Source organism: Arthrobacter sp. alpha11c (genome assembly GCF_054149985.1).
The window spans coordinates 1,629,409-1,651,041 of sequence record NZ_CP196747.1 but is presented as its reverse complement, the minus strand read 5'-3'; the positions used below and the strand labels follow the sequence as shown (position 1 = coordinate 1,651,041).

The 21,633-nt window shown below is 62.7% G+C and carries 15 protein-coding genes; 9 read left to right on the top strand and 6 right to left on the bottom strand.

Annotated elements, in window-relative coordinates; translation table 11 throughout:
• Window positions 1-171: 171 nt before the first annotated feature.
• On the top strand, window positions 172-1,491 hold the full coding sequence (locus ACTAQJ_RS07560) for an RNA polymerase sigma factor (protein WP_431119705.1): 1,320 nt from the start codon (window positions 172-174) through the stop codon (window positions 1,489-1,491).
• Window positions 1,492-1,719: 228 nt separating this feature from the next.
• Here ACTAQJ_RS07560 and ACTAQJ_RS07555 read toward each other — a convergent pair whose 3' ends face one another.
• Window positions 1,720-1,941, bottom strand: a complete 222-nt coding sequence (locus ACTAQJ_RS07555) for a DUF7455 domain-containing protein (protein WP_021473125.1) — start codon at window positions 1,939-1,941, stop codon at window positions 1,720-1,722.
• A 220-nt stretch (window positions 1,942-2,161) separates the two neighbouring features.
• On the opposite strand from ACTAQJ_RS07555, the gene ACTAQJ_RS07550 reads away from it, so the two are divergent.
• A complete protein-coding gene (locus ACTAQJ_RS07550; protein WP_498701593.1) occupies window positions 2,162-4,270 on the top strand; it encodes a DNA gyrase/topoisomerase IV subunit B in 2,109 nt (702 codons plus the stop codon).
• Window positions 4,271-4,272: 2 nt separating this feature from the next.
• Here the strand turns inward: ACTAQJ_RS07550 and ACTAQJ_RS07545 are convergent, their stop codons facing one another.
• From ACTAQJ_RS07545 to ACTAQJ_RS07535, 3 genes are read right to left on the bottom strand one after another with little or no spacing between them, the layout of a single operon-like run.
• A complete protein-coding gene (locus ACTAQJ_RS07545; protein WP_498701592.1) occupies window positions 4,273-5,520 on the bottom strand; it encodes an MFS transporter in 1,248 nt (415 codons plus the stop codon).
• Window positions 5,521-5,577: 57 nt separating this feature from the next.
• A complete protein-coding gene (locus tag ACTAQJ_RS07540; RefSeq protein WP_498701591.1) occupies window positions 5,578-6,579 on the bottom strand; it encodes a M56 family metallopeptidase in 1,002 nt (333 codons plus the stop codon).
• A 5-nt stretch (window positions 6,580-6,584) separates the two neighbouring features.
• Window positions 6,585-6,971, bottom strand: coding sequence for a BlaI/MecI/CopY family transcriptional regulator (locus ACTAQJ_RS07535; protein ID WP_189016115.1), 387 nt, complete (start codon window positions 6,969-6,971; stop codon window positions 6,585-6,587).
• A 281-nt stretch (window positions 6,972-7,252) separates the two neighbouring features.
• Here ACTAQJ_RS07535 and ACTAQJ_RS07530 point away from each other — a divergent pair, with 281 nt between their 5' ends.
• From ACTAQJ_RS07530 to ACTAQJ_RS07515, 4 genes are read left to right on the top strand one after another with little or no spacing between them, the layout of a single operon-like run.
• Complete coding sequence (locus tag ACTAQJ_RS07530; protein ID WP_431119711.1) at window positions 7,253-8,863, top strand: cytochrome ubiquinol oxidase subunit I; 1,611 nt, start codon at window positions 7,253-7,255, stop codon at window positions 8,861-8,863.
• Between the two features lie 17 nt (window positions 8,864-8,880).
• Window positions 8,881-9,957, top strand: coding sequence for a cytochrome d ubiquinol oxidase subunit II (gene cydB, locus ACTAQJ_RS07525; protein ID WP_431119713.1), 1,077 nt, complete (start codon window positions 8,881-8,883; stop codon window positions 9,955-9,957).
• Window positions 9,958-9,964: 7 nt separating this feature from the next.
• Complete coding sequence (gene cydD / locus ACTAQJ_RS07520; protein WP_498701590.1) at window positions 9,965-13,387, top strand: thiol reductant ABC exporter subunit CydD; 3,423 nt, start codon at window positions 9,965-9,967, stop codon at window positions 13,385-13,387.
• Between the two features lie 9 nt (window positions 13,388-13,396).
• Complete coding sequence (locus ACTAQJ_RS07515) at window positions 13,397-14,419, top strand: GNAT family N-acetyltransferase (protein ID WP_431119715.1); 1,023 nt, start codon at window positions 13,397-13,399, stop codon at window positions 14,417-14,419.
• Window positions 14,420-14,429: 10 nt separating this feature from the next.
• Here ACTAQJ_RS07515 and ACTAQJ_RS07510 read toward each other — a convergent pair whose 3' ends face one another.
• Entirely contained in the window at window positions 14,430-14,948 is a 519-nt protein-coding gene (locus ACTAQJ_RS07510; protein ID WP_498701589.1) for a DinB family protein, read from the bottom strand.
• A gap of 128 nt (window positions 14,949-15,076) precedes the next feature.
• On the opposite strand from ACTAQJ_RS07510, the gene ACTAQJ_RS07505 reads away from it, so the two are divergent.
• Window positions 15,077-15,460: a VOC family protein gene (locus ACTAQJ_RS07505; RefSeq protein ID WP_431119718.1), complete on the top strand. Its 384-nt coding sequence runs from the start codon at window positions 15,077-15,079 to the stop codon at window positions 15,458-15,460.
• A gap of 90 nt (window positions 15,461-15,550) precedes the next feature.
• On the opposite strand, the gene ACTAQJ_RS07500 is transcribed toward ACTAQJ_RS07505, so the two are convergent.
• Window positions 15,551-18,076 carry a DNA gyrase/topoisomerase IV subunit A gene (locus ACTAQJ_RS07500; RefSeq protein ID WP_498701588.1) on the bottom strand — a complete coding sequence of 842 codons (2,526 nt, stop codon included), beginning with the start codon at window positions 18,074-18,076 and terminating at the stop codon, window positions 15,551-15,553.
• Window positions 18,077-18,130: 54 nt separating this feature from the next.
• On the opposite strand from ACTAQJ_RS07500, the gene ACTAQJ_RS07495 reads away from it, so the two are divergent.
• The gene (locus tag ACTAQJ_RS07495) at window positions 18,131-20,818 is read left to right on the top strand and encodes a bifunctional acetate--CoA ligase family protein/GNAT family N-acetyltransferase (RefSeq protein ID WP_498701587.1); all 2,688 of its coding nucleotides are present in this window, start codon (window positions 18,131-18,133) and stop codon (window positions 20,816-20,818) included.
• Between the two features lie 81 nt (window positions 20,819-20,899).
• Window positions 20,900-21,625 carry a DUF5998 family protein gene (locus ACTAQJ_RS07490; RefSeq protein WP_224089611.1) on the top strand — a complete coding sequence of 242 codons (726 nt, stop codon included), beginning with the start codon at window positions 20,900-20,902 and terminating at the stop codon, window positions 21,623-21,625.
• Window positions 21,626-21,633 lie beyond the last annotated feature (8 nt).

The following is a 21,633-nucleotide window of genomic DNA, read 5'->3' as shown; positions in this document are numbered from 1 at the left end:
TTTGAATGCCCGCAATGAGCCCGGAATCCGGGAACATTACGGTGTCGTTGGCAGTTGTACATAGTGACTCTGCAGACGGCGATCGCATTTGAAATTGATCGCGGACTTGACAGGGTCATAGTGGTGTTGCCCGCATGGTGATTCCACAGACCGCCGCTAGAAAGGTTTTCTGTGACCCCGTCTTCCGTCGAGAAGGAACCCGCCGCCCAGGCCGAACTGTCCGCTGAGGAAAACAAGGCGGCCACTTCGGCAAAGCGTGCGGCGACACGTGTTGCCACCAAGGCCTCAGAGGACACCTCTGACAAGCCGGCACCAAAGAAGCGTGGACCCAAGCCCGGCGCCAAGGCCGCGGCCGAAGCCGCGAACAAGTCTTCGGACTCCGAGGCCGACACCGAAGAAGTGGCTGTCGAGGACGAAGATTTCGATCCCGCAGCAGCTGAGGAAGTTGAAGTCGGAGACGACGATGTCGAGGACGGCGCCGCAACCGGCAAAGACAAGGCAGCGCCCTCCGGATCCGGATTCGTCTACTCGGACGCCGATGACGACGACGCCCCTGTCCAGCAGGTCATGTCGGCCGGTGCCACGGCTGACCCCGTCAAGGACTACCTGAAGCAAATCGGTAAGGTCGCCTTGCTGAACGCTGAACAGGAAGTCGATCTGGCGCTTCGCATCGAAGCCGGCCTGTTTGCCGAAGAAAAGATCAACGCCGACGACGGTTCCATGGACCCGAAGCTCAAGCGTGAACTTGAATTCGTTATCCACGATGGCAAGCGGGCCAAGAACCACCTGCTCGAAGCCAACCTTCGCCTCGTTGTTTCCTTGGCCAAGCGCTACACCGGCCGTGGCATGCTCTTCCTGGACCTCATCCAGGAAGGCAACCTGGGCCTCATCCGCGCCGTGGAGAAGTTCGACTACACCAAGGGCTTCAAATTCTCCACGTATGCAACGTGGTGGATCCGCCAGGCCATTACGCGCGCCATGGCTGACCAGGCTCGCACCATCCGCATCCCGGTGCACATGGTGGAAGTCATCAACAAGCTCGCCCGTGTCCAGCGGCAGATGCTTCAGGACCTGGGCCGTGAACCCACGCCGGAAGAATTGGCGCTGGAACTGGACATGACGCCTGAGAAGGTCGTGGAGGTCCAGAAGTACGGCCGTGAACCGATTTCGCTCCACACGCCGCTGGGTGAAGATGGCGACTCCGAGTTCGGTGACCTCATCGAGGATTCTGAAGCTGTTGTTCCGGCTGATGCCGTGAGCTTTACGCTCCTCCAGGAGCAGCTGCACTCGGTTCTGGACACACTGTCCGAGCGCGAGGCCGGAGTCGTAGCAATGCGCTTTGGCTTGACCGATGGCCAGCCTAAGACTTTAGACGAAATCGGCAAGGTCTACGGCGTTACGCGTGAGCGCATCCGCCAGATCGAATCCAAGACCATGTCCAAGCTGCGGCACCCGTCCCGCTCGCAGGTCCTGCGGGATTACCTGGACTAAAGAAGGACTATCTGGACTAAAGAGTCCACAGTCAAACCGTAACGGCCCGGTCGGAGTATCCGATCGGGCCGTTACTGTGTGGGGCATCCTGGCTTTGTTTGCGATTCCCGATTCAACAAAAAGCGATCCTGGCTTCAAACTAAACAGGGCCCCTCCCGGATGGGAGGAGCCCTGTTCTTGCTCGAAGTGATGTGGCAGGAGAGTGTCCAGCCTTACCGCCACTCCTGTCTAGTCGACCGGAACCGGTGCCTTCTCGTTGAGGCGCTCGGTCTCATCGTGCCAGTCGGAGGTCAGGGGCCGAAGCGTGGCCTCAACTGCGCGTGCGTGGTGGCCGCAAAACAGCAGCTCACCGCCGGAGGACTCGAGTACAACGCGGACATATGCTTGAGCCCCGCAACGATCGCATCGGTCAGCTGCGTTCAGTGTGCGGTCTGCAACTGCTGTTGTCATGTCGGCCTCCTTAGTAGTTCTGTACATCCATATAACCAGTATTCGGAGCAGAACCATGGCAAGGATGGATCACTTTCGCTGTCCGCGTATCACATGTGCGTAACGTAACGAAGTAGAATGCCGGTTTCCGGGAGTGGCAACCGGTGCCGATGGGGGACCGCGACTAGCCTAAGATGGGCAGTGTTTGCCTTGAGATATACCCCGAAGGAGCACACCGCGAGTGGCACCGAGTTCTGAATACAACGCCCGGCATCTATCTGTCCTGGAGGGCCTGGAAGCCGTTCGCAAGCGCCCGGGCATGTACATCGGTTCCACGGACTCCCGTGGCCTTATGCACTGCCTGTGGGAGATCATCGACAACGCCGTTGATGAGGCCTTGGCCGGCTTCGGACATGACATCAAGGTCATCCTGCATGCTGACAATTCGGTCGAAATCCATGACGACGGCAGGGGCATCCCCGTAGACGTCGAACCGAAGACGGGACTTTCCGGCGTCGAGGTTGTCTTTACGAAGCTGCATGCAGGCGGCAAGTTCGGCGGCGGTTCTTACACGGCCTCCGGTGGCCTCCATGGCGTGGGCGCCTCCGTGGTCAACGCTTTGTCCAGCCGGCTGGATGTTCAGGTCGATCGTGGCAGCAAGACCTACCAGATGTCTTTCCGCCGTGGTGAGCCGGGACGTTTCATTGATGCCGGCGCCAAGCCCAGCCCGAACGCGACCTTCGAGCCTTTCGTTGAAGACTCTGTGCTGGACGTGGTTGGCAAGGCCAAACGCGGCGTCACCGGTACCAGGGTGCGGTACTGGGCCGACCGCCAGATCTTCACTCCCGATGCCAAGTTCTCTTACGATGACCTCGCCTCGCGTGCACGCCAGACGTCGTTCCTGGTCCCCGGATTGAAGATCACGGTCCGCGACGAGCGCAAGCTTGCGGGCACTCCTGGTGAGAACGGTGTGCACGAGGAAGTCTTCCACCACGACGGCGGCATTTCGGAATTTGTGGAGTTCCTCGCGGCCGACTCCGGAGTGACTGACGTGTGGCGTCTCCACGGTTCGGGGAAGTTCAAGGAAACGGTCCCTGTCCTTGACGAAAACGGGCACAGCAAGATCGCCGAAGTTGAACGCGACTGCGAAGTCGATATTGCCTTGCGTTGGGGGATCGGTTACGAGACCACGATGCGCAGCTTCGTCAACATCATCGCGACCCCCAAGGGTGGCACGCACCAGTCGGGCTTCGAGGCAGCCCTGCTGAAGACCTTCCGTAAGGCCGTGGAAACGAACGCCAGGAAGCTCAAGGCGGGCAACGACAAAATCGAGAAGGACGACGTCCTGGCCGGCCTCACCGCTGTGCTCACCGTCCGCTTGGCCGAGCCACAGTTCGAAGGCCAGACCAAGGAAATCCTTGGCACGTCCGCTGTTCGCGCCATCGTCGCCAAGGTGGTGGAGCAGGAAATTTCGAGCAGGTTGTCCTCTGCCAACCGCAATGACAAAGCACAGTCGGCGCTGTTGCTGGAAAAAATCGTTGCGGAGATGAAGTCGCGCATTTCGGCCAGGGTGCACAAGGAGACCCAGCGCCGAAAGAACGCACTGGAAACCTCCTCGATGCCCACAAAGCTTGCCGACTGCCGCACGGATGACGTGGCGCGATCCGAACTCTTCATCGTTGAGGGTGACTCCGCGCTCGGTACCGCCAAGCTTGCCCGGTCTTCGGATTTCCAGGCCCTGCTTCCTATTCGAGGCAAGATCCTCAATGTCCAGAAGGCGTCGGTAGGGGACATGCTCTCCAACGCAGAATGTGCTGCACTCATCCAGGTTGTCGGCGCAGGCTCAGGCCGGAGTTTCGACCTCGATGCAGCGCGGTACGGCAAGGTCATCCTGATGACAGATGCCGACGTCGACGGCGCGCACATCCGCACGCTGCTGCTGACGCTCTTCTTCCGCTACATGCGGCCCATGGTCGAGGCGGGCCGGGTGTTCGCCGCAGTTCCGCCCCTGCACCGCGTGGAGGTCATCAATCCGGGACAGAAGGCCAACGAGATGATCTATACGTACTCCGAGGCAGAATTGCATGTTCTCCTGGCCAACCTGGCCAAGGAGGGCAAGCGCTATAAGGAGCCCATCCAGCGTTACAAGGGCCTGGGCGAAATGGACGCACAACAGCTCGCCGAGACCACCATGGACCCGCGCCACCGGACCCTTCGGAAGGTGGGCATTGACAGCGCCCAGCGTGCGGAAGAGGTTTTCGATCTCCTCATGGGTTCTGACGTCGCGCCCCGTAAGGAATTCATCATCGCAGGGGCAGCGACCCTGGACCGGGAACGCATCGACGCCTAGGTTCAGACCCGCGGTTTCCGGCTTGGTTTCGTAACGGAGCCCGAAGCCGCCGAAGCTGGTGCCGCAAAGGCCGCTGCTCCTACGGCCAGAGCCAGCGTCCCCAGGCCCCAAGGGAGACCCGCGGCTACGGCAACCCCGCCCACCAACAAGGGGCCGCCGGCGTCGCCAAGCTCCCGGCCAAGTTCGGCCGAACCCATGGTGCGGCCGAGGCGTTCAGCGGGAGTCGCGTCGGCCAAGTGCGCGAAGGCCAGTGGGGTGGCAACGCCAATTCCCAGGCCGATAAAAATGGCAGCACAGTAGATCGGCACGGCGCGATACATGGAAATTGCACCGTCCATGGCTACTGCTCCGGGTAGAAGGCCCGCGATGAGTACGCCGAGGGCTATGGCGAGCAGACCGGCCACCATGCCTGGTCGGTCTGCGAGGACTCCCCGGTCACGCAATCGTCCGATCCTTGGCTGGACCAGGGATGACGCCAAGGCCAATACCGTGACGACGGCGACACTGCCGGCGGTGCCGAGCCCTTCCCTTGCCGCCAGCGCCGGGAGGAAGCCTACTGCTGCCCCCAAGGCGCCAGTCGAGGCCGCCAGCACCACGGTAGGTCCAAGGAATGATCGCTCGGTACTTTGCTTCCAGACGTCAATGATGGTGTATCTGGGTCGGGGCAGGGGCACCAGGCGCGGCACCGAGATGGCCGCCCACGCGGCTACTGCCAAGCCCAATAAGGAGAGGATGAGGAAGAGCAGACTGAACCCGCCTGCGATGATCGCGACAGCGCCCAATAGAGGACCGATCGCGTATCCAAGGCCCTTCCATGAGCCGTAACGGCCAAAGTAGCGTCCCGTGTGCTTGCCCGCCAGCCTGGCAACGCTGGCAGAAGATGCCGGTGAAAACGCCGAAGCAGCCATGCCTTGGCCAAGACGCGCTGCGGCCAGCATGAGGGGTTCATCAGCCCACAGTCCGATCAGGGACGCGGCGGAGAAGGCCAGGAGCCCTCCGATGATCACGGGTTTGGGCCCGATGTGGTCGCTGACGGCCCCAAAGACCGGTTTGAGGAAAACTTCCGCGATGTCGTACAGGGCCAACAGGACGCCCAGGCCAAGCAGGCTCAAACCGATGTCCGCGCTCTCGGCGCCAAGTCCGGCGGCTACGGCATGGGCGCCAAAAGCGGTGGTGAAGCCGGCCGCATAGAGGGGCCATCGGTGGCTGGGGGAGATGTCTGCACTCAAGCGTGACTTATCGACGTTCACGCCCCTCAATGTAACAACACCGCCGTGAAACAACACCGCCAGCGCGGACCTTTGTCCTTAACCAAGCAATCCCGGGACGATAAGGAGCCCCGTGGGGACAGCGAGGAGCAAGGCTGAGGTGGCCAGCACCAGGGCGCGAAGAGCCGTGGCGAGTGGAGGCTGTGGCGAGAGAAGGCGGCTGACGCGTGACGCCGTCGTGCGGGGTGAATCTGCCCCGCCGGTGGCGCTGATGCTGCCACCCTCGACGACGGCGCCCCCGCCGCCGAGTGCCTGCGGGCTGAGTGCCTGGCCGCCACGCCCTGGCGTTGAGGACCCGCTGGAGACAATGGCGATGGCCTTGATCAAGGTGCCTTTGCTTTCGGTCCTGAGGGCGACGTCATCCGCCAGCATTTCGATCAGGGAGTTCACGGCTGTCTGGGCAAGTCGTGTGGTGGGGAACCAGGGGAGTGCCTGCCGCCATGCTGCGAACGCCCAGAGCAGGAGATCGTGACGCTGGGAAAGGTGGGCGTTTTCATGGATGAGCACAGCCCGCAACTCCGCAGGTTCCAAGGCAGCCATGAGGCCGTCGGACAAGACTGTCACCGAGCGCGCGCCGCCGGGTAAGCAGTAAGCCACAGGGGAGTCGTGGTTGATCACTACGGTGCCCGGGCCGTCGTCCGAGGGTGATGCCAGAAGAGTCAGTAATTCGCGGTGTCGCCTGCGTTGCCGTTCAATCTTGTAGTAGGTCAAGAGCAGAGTGAAGACCAGGTGCGCCGTTAGGAGTGCGGCCGCAGACAGGGCGAAGAGGTGCCAGAAGCCCAGCGCCGTGGTTGGCTCATTGTTGAAAACCATGCCGGCCAGGCTCCTGAGCCCCGCGAGGAGGTTCTCGCCGATCGGTTCCAGTCCGTAGACCAGCATTGCGCCGATCATGGACAGGCCACCTGCGAGGGCAATTGCCTGCCAGAGGACCATTGCGGTGAAGGGGGAGCGGGCAGGCCACTGCGCGCGCGAAAGCAAAACGGGTACCGGCCACGCCAGTATCAATGCCAGGACCGCCAGGAAGTATGAGGTCCAGAACATACTGGCTAATTGTAGCCGAGCAGTTTGCGCAGGGTAGCGGCTTCACTTTCGGAGACAGAGCCAATGAAGCGGGCAAGGACCGCTTCGCGGTCGGGAGCCGAGCCAAGGACTTCGTGCATGAGTTCCGCGGTGTGGTCCGCACGGCTCGAAACGGCCTGGTAGCGGTGTGGCCGGGTCCCGCGTTCGCGTTCCACCAGGCCCTTCTTCTCCAGTCTGGAGAGCACGGTCAGGACTGTGGTCACTGCCAGGTCCTTGCCCTGGTGTCCTGCTGTGCCGTCCCCGGCTTCGGAGTCCTGCGCGAGAAGGTCACGCAGAGTGTTGGCAGTTGCAGCCTCTTGGCCCGCCCAGAGCAGGTCCATCACTGCCCGTTCCAGTTCCCCAAGACTCGCCATCAATACTTCCCTACCTTCCGCGTCCCGGTGGCAAAAGCCGCAACCCGGGAGCGATGATCCAACATTCCACAACAAATCTACCGCTTTTCAGCCCTTCATTCTACGTGAGGTAGAACTATCGGCGCGCCGCGGACGTCGATTCACCCTTGCGGGTGTGTAACGCCACTTGAAGAATGGGCATGTGGTTCGGCTATTTGTTCTACACTGTGTAGAAGAATTAGTTTTCTACACAACGTAGAAGTAAGTACACCGCACTTCGGGCCGCCGGACAAAGGACAGCCATGGACGCCTTGGAAATCGCACGCTGGCAATTCGGGATCACCACCGTCTACCACTTCATGATGGTGCCCCTTACTATCGGCCTTGGCCTGGTGGTGGCCGTCATTCAGACGCTGTGGTACCGCACAGGAAAGCCCGAGTATCTTCGGATGACCAAGTTCTGGGGCAAGCTCTTCCTCATCAACTTCATCATGGGTGTGGCAACCGGCATCGTCCAGGAATTCCAGTTCGGCATGGCCTGGAGCGAATACAGCCGGTTCGTTGGTGATGTCTTTGGCGCACCGCTTGCCCTCGAAGCCCTTCTCGCGTTTTTCGTAGAGTCCACCTTCCTTGGACTCTGGATCTTTGGCTGGAAGCAACTCAAACGCGGTGTCCACCTGGCATGCCTTTGGATCGCCGTGATCGGTTCCGTCTTCTCCGCCTACTTCATCATCGTGGCCAATTCATGGATGCAGCACCCTGTGGGCGTTGAGATGGTGGATGGCCGGCCTGTCATGACGGATGCCTGGGCGGTGTTTACCAACAACACTGCACTCGTTGCCGTACCGCACACTCTCTTCGGTGCCCTTGGTGTTGCCGGTGCCTTCCTGCTCGGCATCGCCTGGTACCACTTGTGGCGCCGCCGCCATGACGGCATTGACGTGGTTGGCGCGGACGGCCGGCTGGTTGTCGGAGAAGCTGACATCCCGGGCCGCGACAAGGGTGACTACACCGTATGGATGCGTTCCCTCCGGATCGGCGCCGTGGTGGCGATGATCTCCTTCGCCGGCACCGCCCTCACAGGAGACCTGCAAGGCAAGCTCATGTTCGAGCAGCAGCCCATGAAAATGGCCGCCGCGGAGGCAGCATGCCACGACGGCACCGGTTTTTCCGTACTGAGCGTCGGCAACCTGGGTGCCAAGAACTGTGACGACATCGTGGCTGTCATCGAAGTGCCCGGGATCCTTTCCTTCCTCGCCAAGGGCGACTTCACCACCGAAGTGAAGGGTGTGAACAGCCTGCTTGGGGAGTACAAGGAGAAGTACGGCACGCACTTGCCGGACAATCCGCTGTATGGCGACCGGGCCGGCCAGGAAATCCAGTACGTGCCCGTCATGGAAGTCACCTACTGGGGCTTCCGGATGATGATCGGCTTCGGGGGCGTCGCCGCACTGGCAGCGCTGGTGGCCCTGTGGGTTACCCGCAAGGGCGTCGTCCCGGGGTCAAAGTGGCTCATGCGCCTTGCCGTCTTCGGAATCCTGGCACCGTTCGGGGCCAACGCCGCAGGCTGGATCTTCACGGAAATGGGCCGGCAGCCCTTCGTCGTAGCCCCAAATCCTGACATGAACGGTATTGACCAGGTCTTCATGTTCACCGCCGCTGCCGTTTCACCCGGTGTCAGTGCCGGCGAGCTCATGACCTCCCTGGTTGTCCTGACTGCGATCTACGCCGTCCTGCTGGTGGTGGAAGTCAAGCTCCTGGTCAAGTACGTCCGTGGCGGCGTCGCCTCAGCCATGCCCGAACTCGCCCACGCCAAGGGCGAGCATCGCGTCAAGGATGAAGCAAGTGACAATAACGACGACGGCGCACCCGGCCCCGACAAAGCCGACGACGTCCTGGCGTTCGCGTACTAGAAACAGAGGAATAGACCATGGAATTGTTGCCAACCATCTGGTTCGTGGCCATCGCAGTACTGTGGACCGGCTATCTCTTCCTTGAGGGCTTTGATCTCGGGGTAGGCATGCTCATGAAGCTGTTTGCGCGGAACAACACGGACAGGCGCGTACTGCTCAATACCATCGGCCCTGTCTGGGACGGCAACGAGGTTTGGCTTCTCACTGCAGCCGGAGCCACGTTCGCAGCTTTCCCCCTCTGGTACGCCTCCTTGTTCTCGGCGCTCTACCTTCCGCTTCTGTGCGTCCTGGTGGCGTTGATCTTCCGGGCGGTCGCCTTCGAATACCGGGGCAAGGTGGACACTGAACGCTGGCGCACCACCTGGGACTGGGCAATCGCCATTGGATCCTTTGTGGCCGCCTTTGGCATCGGAGCAGCCCTGGCGCTTACCACCACGGGGTTGCCGCTGGATGCCAACGGGGACCGCAGCGGTGGACCGTTCGCCTGGTTCAGCGGCTACGCACTCCTGGGCGGCTTCGGTGTTGTCGCCTTCGCCTTGGTTCACGCCCTGGCCTTCCTGGCATTGAAGACCGACGGCGGGGTGCGGCTGCGTGCCCGCCGCTGGTTTGTGCGGCTGGTGCCGGTTGCCGTCCTGCCCATGCTCGCCTGGATGGTTGCGGTGCAGTTCCTGAGCGGCAAGGCCTGGACCTGGGTCATTGTGGTGGCTGGAGTCGTGTCCGTGGTTTTGGCCTGGCAGTGGGCCCGCAACGGGTCCGAGGGCCGGGCGTTCGCCGCGATCGGAGCTTTCGTGGTGTGCGCCACGGCATCGATCTTCGGCGCCGCATTCCCGGTGGTCATCCCCTCAACCATGGATCCCGCGTTCAGCCTGACTATTTCCAATGCTTCCTCCTCGGACTACACGCTGGGCCTGATGAGCATCGTGGCTGCGGTGGGGCTTCCCTTGGTTATTGCCTACCAGGCCTGGACATACTGGGTGTTCCGGCGCCGTGTCAGCGCAGCACACATTCCCGAAGCCCACGGTTTCCTTCCGGCCATCGCCGCCAAGGTGTTGGTTGCCAAGGAAAACACCAACCCTTCCAACCCGGGAGCCTAGCCGCCACATGAAGCCCGTGTTCCCCTCCGGCCCGGCCACCCGATCTGCGCTCTACGGAATAGGACTGCTCTCAGCCCTCAAGGCACTTTCGCTGGTACTCATGGCGCAGGCGGTGGCCGGTGCACTGGCCGGTCTGGCCGGAAGTCCCTCCGAATGGACCAACGGGCTGGTATGGGGGGCAGTCGGAGCGGTGCTACGGTCCCTGACCGTCTGGGGCCAGGGCGTTGCGTCGCGCCGTGCCGCGCTGGGGGTCAAAGAGGAACTGCGGTCGCAGCTTCTCAAGCGCTCGCTGGCGGAGGGCGGAACACCTGCCGTTGAGGGCACCAACGACGGCGGGCTGGCGATCCTCGCCACGCGGGGCCTGGACGCACTGGATGACTACTACACCCAATACCTGCCCGCCCTGGTGAACTGCGCCACCGTTCCGCTGCTCATCGGCGCCCGGATTCTGTTTGCCGACTGGGTGAGCGTCGTGGTCATTGTCTTGACTGTTCCCTTGGTGCCGCTGTTCATGATCCTGATAGGCCGCCACACGGAAGACAGCGTCAGGGACGCCCAAACCACGCTGCGCAGATTGTCCGGGCACATCCTTGAACTTGCCAAAGGCCTGCCTGTGCTGGTGGGTTTGGGACGGGCCAGCGAGCAACGCGCAGCACTTGAAGACATCTCCGAGCAGTATCGCAGCCGAACCATGGCCACGCTGCGGACGGCGTTCCTCTCGGCTCTTGCCCTGGAACTCATCGCAACCATCTCAGTAGCTGTCGTGGCGGTTTTCATCGGCGTGCGCCTGGTTGCCGGGGACATGGCCCTGGAAGCCGGGCTTTTGGCGCTGATCCTTGCTCCTGACTGCTACTTGCCCCTGCGTGAGCTCGGTACCGCCCACCATGCCAGCGATGACGGCAGGGCGGCCTTGGAAACTGCCAACACCGTGTTGAAGGCACCCACACACCAGCAACTTACCGACAACCAGACATCCCCCGCCGGGCTGGCTGACATCGTGGTCACAGGCCTCACGGTCACCTATACCGGACGGTCCGCACCCGCCGTCGAACATTTGGACTTTACGGCACCGGCAGGGGCGGTTACCGCTCTGGACGGAGACAGCGGCGCCGGAAAAAGCACAGTCCTGGGCGTCCTGGCAGGCCTTATCGGGCCGGGCCCCGGCGCATCCGTGACCGGCACGGTAACTGGCGTGGCAACGGGCACCGTGGCCTGGGTACCGCAACACCCCGTGATGGTGGCCGACACCGTGCAGGAGGAAATCGAGCTGTACCTTGGCGGGCAGCACACAGTAGATACCGCACAGGCTGTGAAAAGCATCCTGAGGAAGGTCTCTGCTGACCACCTCGCTGCCAAGCACCCTGCCGAACTCAGCCCGGGGGAGTTGCGCCGCGTGGCACTTGCCCGCGGTCTGGCCCGCCTCGAGTCCGGTGCTGCCGTGCTGCTCCTGGACGAGCCGACTGCACACTTGGACCACTACTCAGCCAGCGTTGTCCGCTCTGCCATCACGTCCCTTCGGGACTCTGCCACCGTGATCCTCGTAGCTCACGACTCCAGCACGAGGGCGCTCGCCGACCACGTAGTCCAGATCGAGCACTTAACCGCAGCGAAGCGGCACACCGGCGTGCCGGAACGAAGTGCTGCTGCTACCGCCCCAGTCGTTTCACCCCACGCGTATCAGTCCTCCCTGACTGTCACTGCCGGGGCGAACGCAGGCAGCCTGAAAGCACAGAACGGGGCCCTTCACACAGCCTTCAACCAGGGATGGCTTCCCAACGTGCAACGGCTCGCGCTGGTCCTCCGGCCGGTTCAGGCCAAATTCGCCGCGGCGGCCTTGGTAGGAGTCCTCGCCGCACTTTTCGCAGTCGCCCTGTCCGGCCTGTCCGGGTGGCTCATCATCCGGGCCAGCGAACAGCCACCCATTCTGTACCTCCTGGGAGCGATCGTTGGTGTGCGTTTCTTCGGCATCGGCAGGGCTGTCCTTCGCTACTGCGAGCGACTTCTGACGCACGACGCCGTCTTTGCTGCGATGACACGCCTCCGCGGGACGCTCTGGGCCAGCCTGAGCCGCCGTGCACTCTCACTCCGCCGGCTATTGCAGGGCGGCAACGTCCTGGGCTCCATCGTGGACGACGTTGACACACTCAGGGACCTTCTCCCGAGGGTCGCCCTCCCTCCGTTGACTGCCGTGGGCGTGGGCGGTGCGGCCATCGTCGCAACTGCCGTGGTGTTGCCCGTTGCTGTGCCCGCCGTTGCCTCTGCCACCGTAGTGGGACTCATTGTTGCGCCGCTCCTTGCCATACTTGCAGACCGGAACGCCGCCAAGGCAGAACAACAGCTGCGCTCGGTGGTGCTCCGAGGTGTCGCGGCCGCCCTGGATGCCCGCGCTGAACTAACCGCCAACGGCGTGGCCGGCCGCATCCTGACCGCACTCAGGGACAAGGATCGTGCCGCTACTGTTTCGGCGCAACGTTCTGCCTGGGCCGAAGGCCTCGGCCAAGCCGTCACCGTCCTCGCCTGCTCGCTCGCCGCCCTGTGGGCGGCACTCCTGGGCGCTGAATCCGTGCAGGATGGTTCCGCCGCGCCTGCCCTGGTTGCCGTGATCGTACTCATGCAGCTGGCCCTCGTGGAGCCTTTTGCGGCAACCGTTTCCGCCGTCCGCCAAGGCCCGGCGCTCGCAGACATCCTGGGCCGCGTGGCAGCTACCGGGTCGCTGTCCGCCCCCGTCGATGCGGACAACGCAGAACACGACGCCGGTACGCACCCTTTGCCCGACCGCGATGGCAAGGCGGGGCTGGAGTTGAACGGAATTGCCGCTGCATGGCCAGGTGGCCCCACTGTGTTCTCAGGAGTTACCGCTGAGGCAAGGCCGGGCCGATGGCTGGCAGTCACCGGCCCGTCGGGTGCGGGCAAATCGACGCTGCTTTCCGTCCTCCTTGGCTTCCTTCCTGTGAAGGAAGGCAGGGCACTGCTCACGGGGACCGCGGCGTGGTGCCCGCAGGAAGCCCATCTCTTCGACTCCACCATCCGGGGGAATCTTCTTCTGGCGAGGCCCGCGGGGAACAAGCCCAACGAACAGGAAATGCACGAGGCCTTGCAGGACGTGGGGCTTGACGTGTTGGTGGACACTTTGCCGGAGGGGCTCGACACGCGCATTGGATCAGGCGGGGCTTTCCTCAGTGGTGGTGAGCGGCAGCGCCTGGCCATGGCCAGGACACTCCTGACCGGCGCACGCGTGCTGTTGCTGGATGAGCCTACGGCGCACCTTGACGCTGCGGCGGCACGCGAAATGATGGCCACCCTTCGCCGGGGTTTGCGGAACGTCACAGTGGTGTTGGTGACGCACAATCCGGAGGACATCGATCCAGCCGATGCCAGGCTCGAGCTCCCCAGCGCGGCCGAGCTGGTGAGAGTGCCTACTCCCCAGTAGCCTGTTGGCATGCCTTCTGAGGTTCCACCCCTGATTCAGCCCGATGCCAGCCAAACGGGCCTGCAGTGGCGGCCTGCAACAACTGCAGACCTGGACAACTGGGCGGAACTGATCGCCCGGACTGCCGCCGTCGAGCATCCTGTCTGGTTCGAAAAGCGTGGCGATCTTGTCCACGTCCTGGAGTCCACCAAGAATGATCCCAGGACTAACACGATTCTGGGATTCGATGCGGATGGCGTTGCCCGCGCGTACGGGAGAATCACGAAAAACCCCGAAGGGGACAAGGCCACAGGCATGGGCTGCGTAGACCCGGACTGGCAACGCCGCGGCGTCGGTTCGGCTGTTCTCGCATGGCAGGAAGCACAGACCCGGAGAAGGTTTCACGCTGACAAGGCTGCAGGGCACAGTACTGCGCCGCCCCGCCTCCGCATTCAAACGGAAGAACAGCACCCGCACCAGGCGGCGGTGCTCCGGGCCAGGGGCTATGACATTGTGCGCTGGTTCAATGAAATGCATAGGCCGTTGTCAGGGCCTGCTTCCAAGCCTGCTCCAGGAGCACGGCTTGAGCCCGGATTGGAACTATGCACGTTTGACCCATCCCTGCACGAGGCTGTTCGCCTGGCCCACAACGATGCCTTCAGGGACCACTGGGGAAGCGAGCCACGCGACGAAGAAACCTGGCGGTTCACCGTTGAGGAACCCACTGCACGGCCTGATTGGAGCGCCGTGGTGATTGACGCTTCCACACGCGAGGTAGCTGGGTACCAGCTGGCCAGCTACGATCCGGCTTCAGCGGTTGACCGGGGTTTCAAGGAGGGCTATACCGAACTGCTTGGTGTCCGGCGTGCCTTCCGTGGCCGGGGAATAGCACAAGCACTGCTGGCAGACGCCCTGCGCCGGTTCACCGCCGCCGGGATGGACATTGCATCGCTGGACGTCGATTCTGCCAATCCCACCGGTGCCTTGGCACTCTACCTTGGCATGGGATACAGCCCGGTGAACCGGAGCATGACGTGGGAGAAGATGCTATAGCCCGGCGCTGTTAGCCGTCCACATCGTGGAGGTGATGGACAACATCGTGCAGGAAGTACTGCGAGAACGTGAGCACTGTGAACTCGGAACCGTTGCTTCGCCGTCCTGTGCGCTGCCATTCATCCTGCACAACACGTGCGAAGGATTCGGCGATCTGCTCCCCTTCCGCGATCAGCTCGTCAGAGACAGTGCGGGGATCCGAACGTCCATATTCGCCGTCGATGGCCGCTTGGTCTTGGTCCCAATTGGCAAATTCGGCGTTGTCATCGCTGAGCATCAGGTTCAACCTCTTGTCGAAGAGACTGAAGACATCGCGAACGTGGCAGGCATATTCCAGGGCAGACCACGTGTGGTCATTCGGGCGTACGGCGACGTCCTCGCGGCGCAGGACGGCGCGCCACCTTGGAAGCATATTCAGCACAGTCCCCGGGACCGTGGACGGCGTCACTGTGGAGGCGTCAAAGCCGCATTCGGGGCAGGGCTTTGACAGCACCCACGTCCAGTCTTTTTCGTCAGGGATGATCGGCATGCCGCCAGTCTAAAGGGTCACCGCCGGCAATCTCAGGCATGGGATAAAACCAACATCTGTTTGCCCCTGACTTCGTTGCCCCCCAGGAGTAAAGTTCGCTCCGGGGAGAGAGTCGGAAAGAGAAAAACATGCTCAAGGATCAGCAAGTGGGTGCCGTTCTTCCGGCATCGGATATCGCCCGGGCCCGCGCGTACTACAGCGAGAAACTCGGACTCGAACCAGAAAATCCAGACGCCGACGACAACCTCCAGTACAGGTGCGGGGACGGGACCGGCTTCTTCATTTACCAAACATCCAACGCAGGGACCGCCAAGAACACCCAGATAGGCTGGATGGTCAGTGACGTCGCCGCCACCGTAACGGAACTCCGCGAGAAGGGTGTCAAGTTCGAGGACTACGATTTCCCGGGCCTGAAGACTGAAAACGGCATTGCAACGATGCCGGACGGAAGCGCAGCAGCTTGGTTCCTGGACTCAGAGGGAAACATTCTGAGCATCAACCAGAACGCCTGACCCAGCCGGAAATGGCCTGACAGGGGCCAAGGCAACAGCAGGGCCGGCGGTCTGTAACCGCCGGCCCTGCTGTATTTCCTTGCGGGATTACTACTCGGTTGCCGCAGCCGTTTCGTCCCAGGCCATGCTCGGACCGATCGCCTCCACTGGCTGTGACAGCGGCACCCCTGAGCCGTCCCTGCGGCCATGCTCGTGGGGCAGTGCCCTGGCCACACCGGCGGCCGATGACGCCTTTGCTGGTCCGTGTCCGGCCCACGCAAGGAGCAGGGTGTCTTCGCCCTTGAGGAAGCGGTGTACGCGGACACCGCCGGTGGCGCGTCCCTTCGATGGATATTCGTCGAAAGCAGTCACCTTCGCGGTCCCCGGCGCAGTGCCCGGCAGCGCGCCATTGGTTCCTGCAATAGTGACAACGACGGCGGCGGGATCGTCCGCGCGCACGGTGCCAAAGTGGATGACTTCGTCGCCGTCAGCGAGTTTGATGCCGGCCATGCCACCAGCGGTCCGGCCTTGCGGACGCACGTTTGACGCACTGAACCGCAGCAATTGGGCCTGCTTGGTGACGAAGACGAGTTCGACGTCGTCCTCCTGCGCGGGCTCCACGGCAAGAACCGTGTCCTTGTCCTTGAGCGAGATGATTTCCCAGTCTTCACGGTTCAGCGGGTACTCCGGCTGAACACGCTTCACTACGCCCTGCACAGTTCCAACGGCAAGGATGGCATCCAACGGAACGAACGCAACCAACGTCTCGCCCTTGAGAAGAGTGATGAAATCCTTGGCCGGCACTCCACCAGCCAGGTTTGGAAGGCCTCCGACAGGGGGTAGGGCGGGCATGTCCATGACCTGTAGGCGCAACATCCGGCCCAGGGAAGTGACGGCGCCAATCTCACCACGAGCCGTGGTCTTCACTACTGAACGGAAGACGTCGTGCTTCGCCCGGGGACCAGCCTCGGCCAGCGGTTCCTGGTTCGTTGTCCGTGCGATCTGTCCGGACACGCTGAGGAGGGCCCAGCAGGGGTCGTCCGGGATTTCGAGGGGGAGGGCTGCGGCCTTGCCCTTGGGCCCAGGTACCGCAGCCGCAAGGGCCGCGGCGACCGTGGGTGAGACTGCCTCGGACTCCAGGAGCACGGTGCGTCGGGGAGTACCGTACTTCGTGGCGATTTCGGCCAGCTCACCGGAAACGAGGTCGCGGAGCAGCTCGTCGGAGGCAAGGATGGCCTCCAGGGCTTCGATCTCGCGGCGAAGCTCGTCCTGCTCCTTCTCCAATTCAAGGCGGGAGTACTTGGTCAGCTGCCGTAGGCGCAGTTCCAGGATGTAGTTGGCCTGGATCTCGGTGAGGTCGTAGATGGACATCAGCCGTTCACGGGCTGCGGAAGCTTCATCAGAGGAACGAATGATCTGGATGACTTCGTCGATATCGACGATCGCGATCAGCAGGCCCTCTACCAAATGCAGGCGGTCCTTCTTCTTGCCCAAGCGGAAAGCCGTCCGCCGCCGGACCACGTTCAGACGGTGGTCCACGTAAACCTGCAGGAGCTCCAGCAGGCCAAGTGTCTGCGGCTGGCCGTCAACCAACGTGACGTTGTTGATGCCGAAGGAATCTTCCATGGGCGAATAGCGGTACAGCTGCTGAAGCACGGCGTTGGGGTTGAAGCCGTTCTTCAGCTCGATGACCAGGCGCAAGCCATGGTTGCGGTCCGTGAGGTCCACTACGTCGCTGATGCCGGTCAATTTCTTCGCGTTGACGGCGTCCTTGATCTTTTCGATGACCTTTTCCGGGCCAACCATGTAAGGCAGCTCCGTCACCACCAGGCCGGTCCGGCGGGCAGACAGCTGCTCCACTTCCACCTTGGCGCGCGTCTTGAAGGAACCGCGGCCCGTGGCGTAGGCATCTCGGATGCCGTCCAGGCCCACGATGCGGCCACCCGTGGGAAGGTCCGGACCCGGGACGAACTTCATGATGTCATCCAGCGTCGCGTCCGGGTTCGCGATCAGATGACGTGCGGCCGCGATGACCTCAACGAGGTTGTGCGGAGCCATGTTCGTTGCCATACCGACGGCAATGCCCGTGGTGCCGTTGACCAACAGGTTGGGAAACGCTGCCGGAAGGACCTCAGGCTGGGTCAACTGGTTGTCGTAGTTGGGGACGAAATCCACGACGTCTTCGTCGAGGTGGTCCGTCATGCTCAGCGCAGCCGCTGCCAAGCGCGCCTCGGTGTAACGCGGGGCGGCAGGACCGTCGTCGAGCGATCCAAAGTTGCCGTGGCCATCGATCAACGGCAGGCGCAGGGAAAAGTCCTGGGCCATGCGGACCATGGCGTCATAGATCGCGGCATCGCCATGCGGGTGGAGTTTTCCCATGACTTCGCCCACGACGCGCGCACTCTTGACGTGGCCCCGGTCCGGGCGCAAGCCCATGTCCGCCATCATGTAGAGAATGCGGCGTTGAACCGGTTTCAGGCCATCACGTGCGTCAGGAAGGGCTCGCGAATAGATCACCGAGTAGGCGTACTCCAGGAAGGAGCCCTCCATCTCGGAAGTGACGTCGATGTCGACGATGTTCTCGGTGAAATCGCCGAGAGGCTCGCCTTTGCGTGCGGGAGTTTGGCTGCGGGCCATGGGGTCGGTGGATCCTTAAGGATGTACTGCGGATGTTTTAGCTAGGCTAAGCCTATGGTGGATCAGCCCGGCGTCGGCATTTATCCGGAATATTGGGAGGCCGATGTCGTCCTGCGCGACGGCGGGACAGCCCACCTCCGTCCCATCCGTCCCCAGGATGCAGACGCCCTGCAGGCCTTCCACGCCGGTCAATCGCAGGCTTCCATCTACATGCGGTTTTTCTCCTTCAAGCCCAAACTGTCTGGAAAAGAAGTGCGACGCTTCACTGAAGTGGACCATGTGAACCGGGTGGCATTCGTGATCACGATCGGTGGCGAAATCATGGGCGTGGGCCGCTACGACCGGCTGGAGGACCCCGACGAAGCCGAGGTGGCCTTCAACATCTCGGACGCCCATCAGGGCCGCGGTATCGGCTCGATCCTCCTGGAGCATCTCGCCGCAGCCGCCCGCGAGAAAGGTATTCGTCGATTCATCGCCGAGGTCCTGCCCGAAAACCGCAAGATGCTCATGGTGTTCGCTGATGCCGGCTACGACCTCAAGCGCGGGTTTGACGACGGCGTGGTGAGCGTCGAATTCAATATCGACCCCACCGAGAAATCCCGGGCAGTTATGGAGTCCCGCGAACACCGCGCAGAGGCCCGCAGCGTGCGCGACCTGCTGGCGCCGTCGTCGGTGGCTGTCATTGGGGCCAGCCGCAAATGGGGGACAGTAGGCTACCAACTCCTGGAACACATCATTGAGGGTGGCTTTAAGGGCCCGGTCTATGCGGTCAACCCCGAGGCCTTCGAGCTCGCCGGCATGATCTCCTTTGCGCGCTTATCGGAGATCCCCGGGCCCGTTCAGCTGGCGATTATCGCGGTTCCCTACGAGGAAGTGCCCAAGGTAGTGGACGACTGCGCAGCAGCAGGCGTCAAGGGCATCGTGGTGGCAACCGCCGGATTTGCCGACGACGGCGAAAGGGGCCTTGCGCGCCAGCATGAGTTGGTGCGGCGCGCCCGGGCCAATGGCATGCGGGTGATTGGGCCCGAGTCCCTGGGGATACTGAACACCCATCCAGCTGTATCGCTCAACGCCTCGATGGCTCCGAGCATGCCGCCCCGCGGGGGGCTGGGCCTCTTCAGCCAGTCAGCGGCCGTGGGTGTGGCCGTCTACGCGGCGGCCAGGCGGCGCCGGTTGGGCCTGTCCACTTTCCTCTCCGCCGGGAACCGCGCGGACGTCTCGGGCAACGACGCCATGCAGTACTGGGAGGACGACGCCGATACTTCCGCTGTAGGGCTCTACCTCGAATCCATCGGGAATCCTCGTAAGTTCTCCCGGCTTGCCCGCAGGTTGTCCCGGAGCAAACCGGTGATCGTCGCAAAATCCGATGTCACCGGCCTCCGCCTTCCGCCTGGACATGAAGTCCGGACCACGCAAGCACCCGCCGCCGCAGTGGACGCAATGATGCGGCAGGCAGGCGTCATCAGGGTGGGAACCATCGAGCAATTAATGGACATTGCCCAGATCGTCTCCTCCCAGGCATTGCCCGCCGGCCCCGGTGTGGCTGTCTACTCCAATTCCGTCGCCTTGGCGAAAGTCGTCGCTGACAGTGCCGGACCCCTTGGGCTTGATGTGAACCGGATGGTAACGGACGTCGACCTCGACGCAGGCATGTCACTCGCCCTCCCAGCGCTCCGGGAGAGCCTGCGGGCAAGCCTCGCGGACGAACCTGTCAACGCCGTCGTGGCCGCACTCCTGCCTGCACGCGGACTTACTGTAGAAGCGCTGGCGGGTGTACTGGCCGAGTGTGCGGCGGAAGCCGGCAAGCCGGTGGTGGCAGTGTTCACCGGCATTCTGGACCCCTCCATCCCCGTGGAAGGAATGGTAGGCAGCTCCGATGGTCCGTTACTGCCCTGCTATTCCAATGCAGGCGCCGCAGTAGGCGCCCTGGCCGCGATCGTTCGCTACGCCCAATGGCTGGACCGCGACCAAGGACTCTTCGTGGACCCCGATGGCTGCGACGTCGAAGGGACCCAGGAAAGCCTGGCCACGATGTTGACCGGCGTGACGGGCGAGAAACTCCGCAAGCTCGACGCCGTTGCTGCCGCAGAATTACTCGCTGGCTACGGTATCGCCGTGGTGCCGACAATCGGCTTCGGGACACCGGAGGAAGCTGTTCAAGCAGCCGAACGCGTGGGCTGGCCAGTGGTTCTGAAGACCACTGATCCCGCTCTGAGGCACCGCCTGGACCTGGGCGGCGTCCGGCTGGACATCCAGGATGCAGAGTCCTTGCTGCAGAACATCGCCCAGATGAGGCGGGCACTGGAACCTTACGGTTCGCCGTCGCTTGAAGTTCAGGCAATGGCCCCGGTAGGCCAGGCGTGCACCTTCCGTGCCATGGAGGATCCCTTGCTGGGTCCAGTGGTGTCATTCGGCTTGGCAGGGGACGCAGTGAATCTGCTGGACGATTGGGCACACCGGGTCCCACCTTTGTCCGCGGCAGACCTGCACGACCTCATCCGCTCACCGCGGGCTTCCAGGAAACTGTTCGGCTACCAGGGCCTGCCCGCCGTGGACGTACCTGCCCTTGAGGACATCGCCGCCAGGCTGGCCAAACTCAAGGATGACCACCCCGGAATTGCCCTGGTGGAGTTCAATCCTGTGCTCGCCGGCCCGGCCGGTGCAACGATTCTGGGTGCCGATGTGTGGATAGGTAACGCCGCCCGGCGCACCGACAGCGCTCGCAGGGCAATGCGTGGTTAAGCGCTCCCTGCACGCCAGCGACCGGCCCAGTGGCGAAGCCGGCAGTTAGGAAGTCCCCAGTGGATCTGTGAAAATGGGGGAATGAGCACCCAGTCTCCGACGCCTCAATCCCGTCCGTCCAATGCCGGGCACCACAGCGCCCATAACCACAGCTTGCAGGGACAGAGCCTGGACCAAGCGCTGCAACAGGCTGGTTTCTACCCCCGGCTGGTGGCCGACGTCGTGGATGACGCCTTGGATGGCCGCGATTGCTTGTCACACCTGGTGCACCTTGAGACGCACTTCGATCGCGCCGAGGTTCGCCGTCACATCACAGTGCTGGTGCTCACGGAAGACATGCTGGTGATCACGCACGTTGACGATCAGCAGCTGGATGAAGCCGGGGAACAGATCGTCGCCCAGATTTCCACGGAGTCCGTACCCGTGGCACAGATCCGTTCCGTGGTCCTTAGCTACATGTATTCCCAGCCGCAGGACTACAAACCGTCGGATCCCGTTCGGGAAATGACGGTGTCCATTGCCTGGTCCGGTGGGCAGCGACTGGATATGGGCCCGGCAAGCTGCGGTGATCCGCAGTGCGAAGCGGACCACGGCTACAGCGGAACCATCGCCCAGGAGGACATCGTCCTGCGCATCAGTGCCGAAGCGGACGGCCTCCAAGCGGTCCAGGATGCCAAGGTCTTTGCGCGCGCCCTTCGTGCCGTGAACACGGCAAATCCCACACCCGTCCCGCACACCGGCATTCCCGCGCCGCGGCCACGTTCGGGGGTCTTCAGCAACCGCTTGAGCCGCGGACACCAGCGTTGAGGGTGACT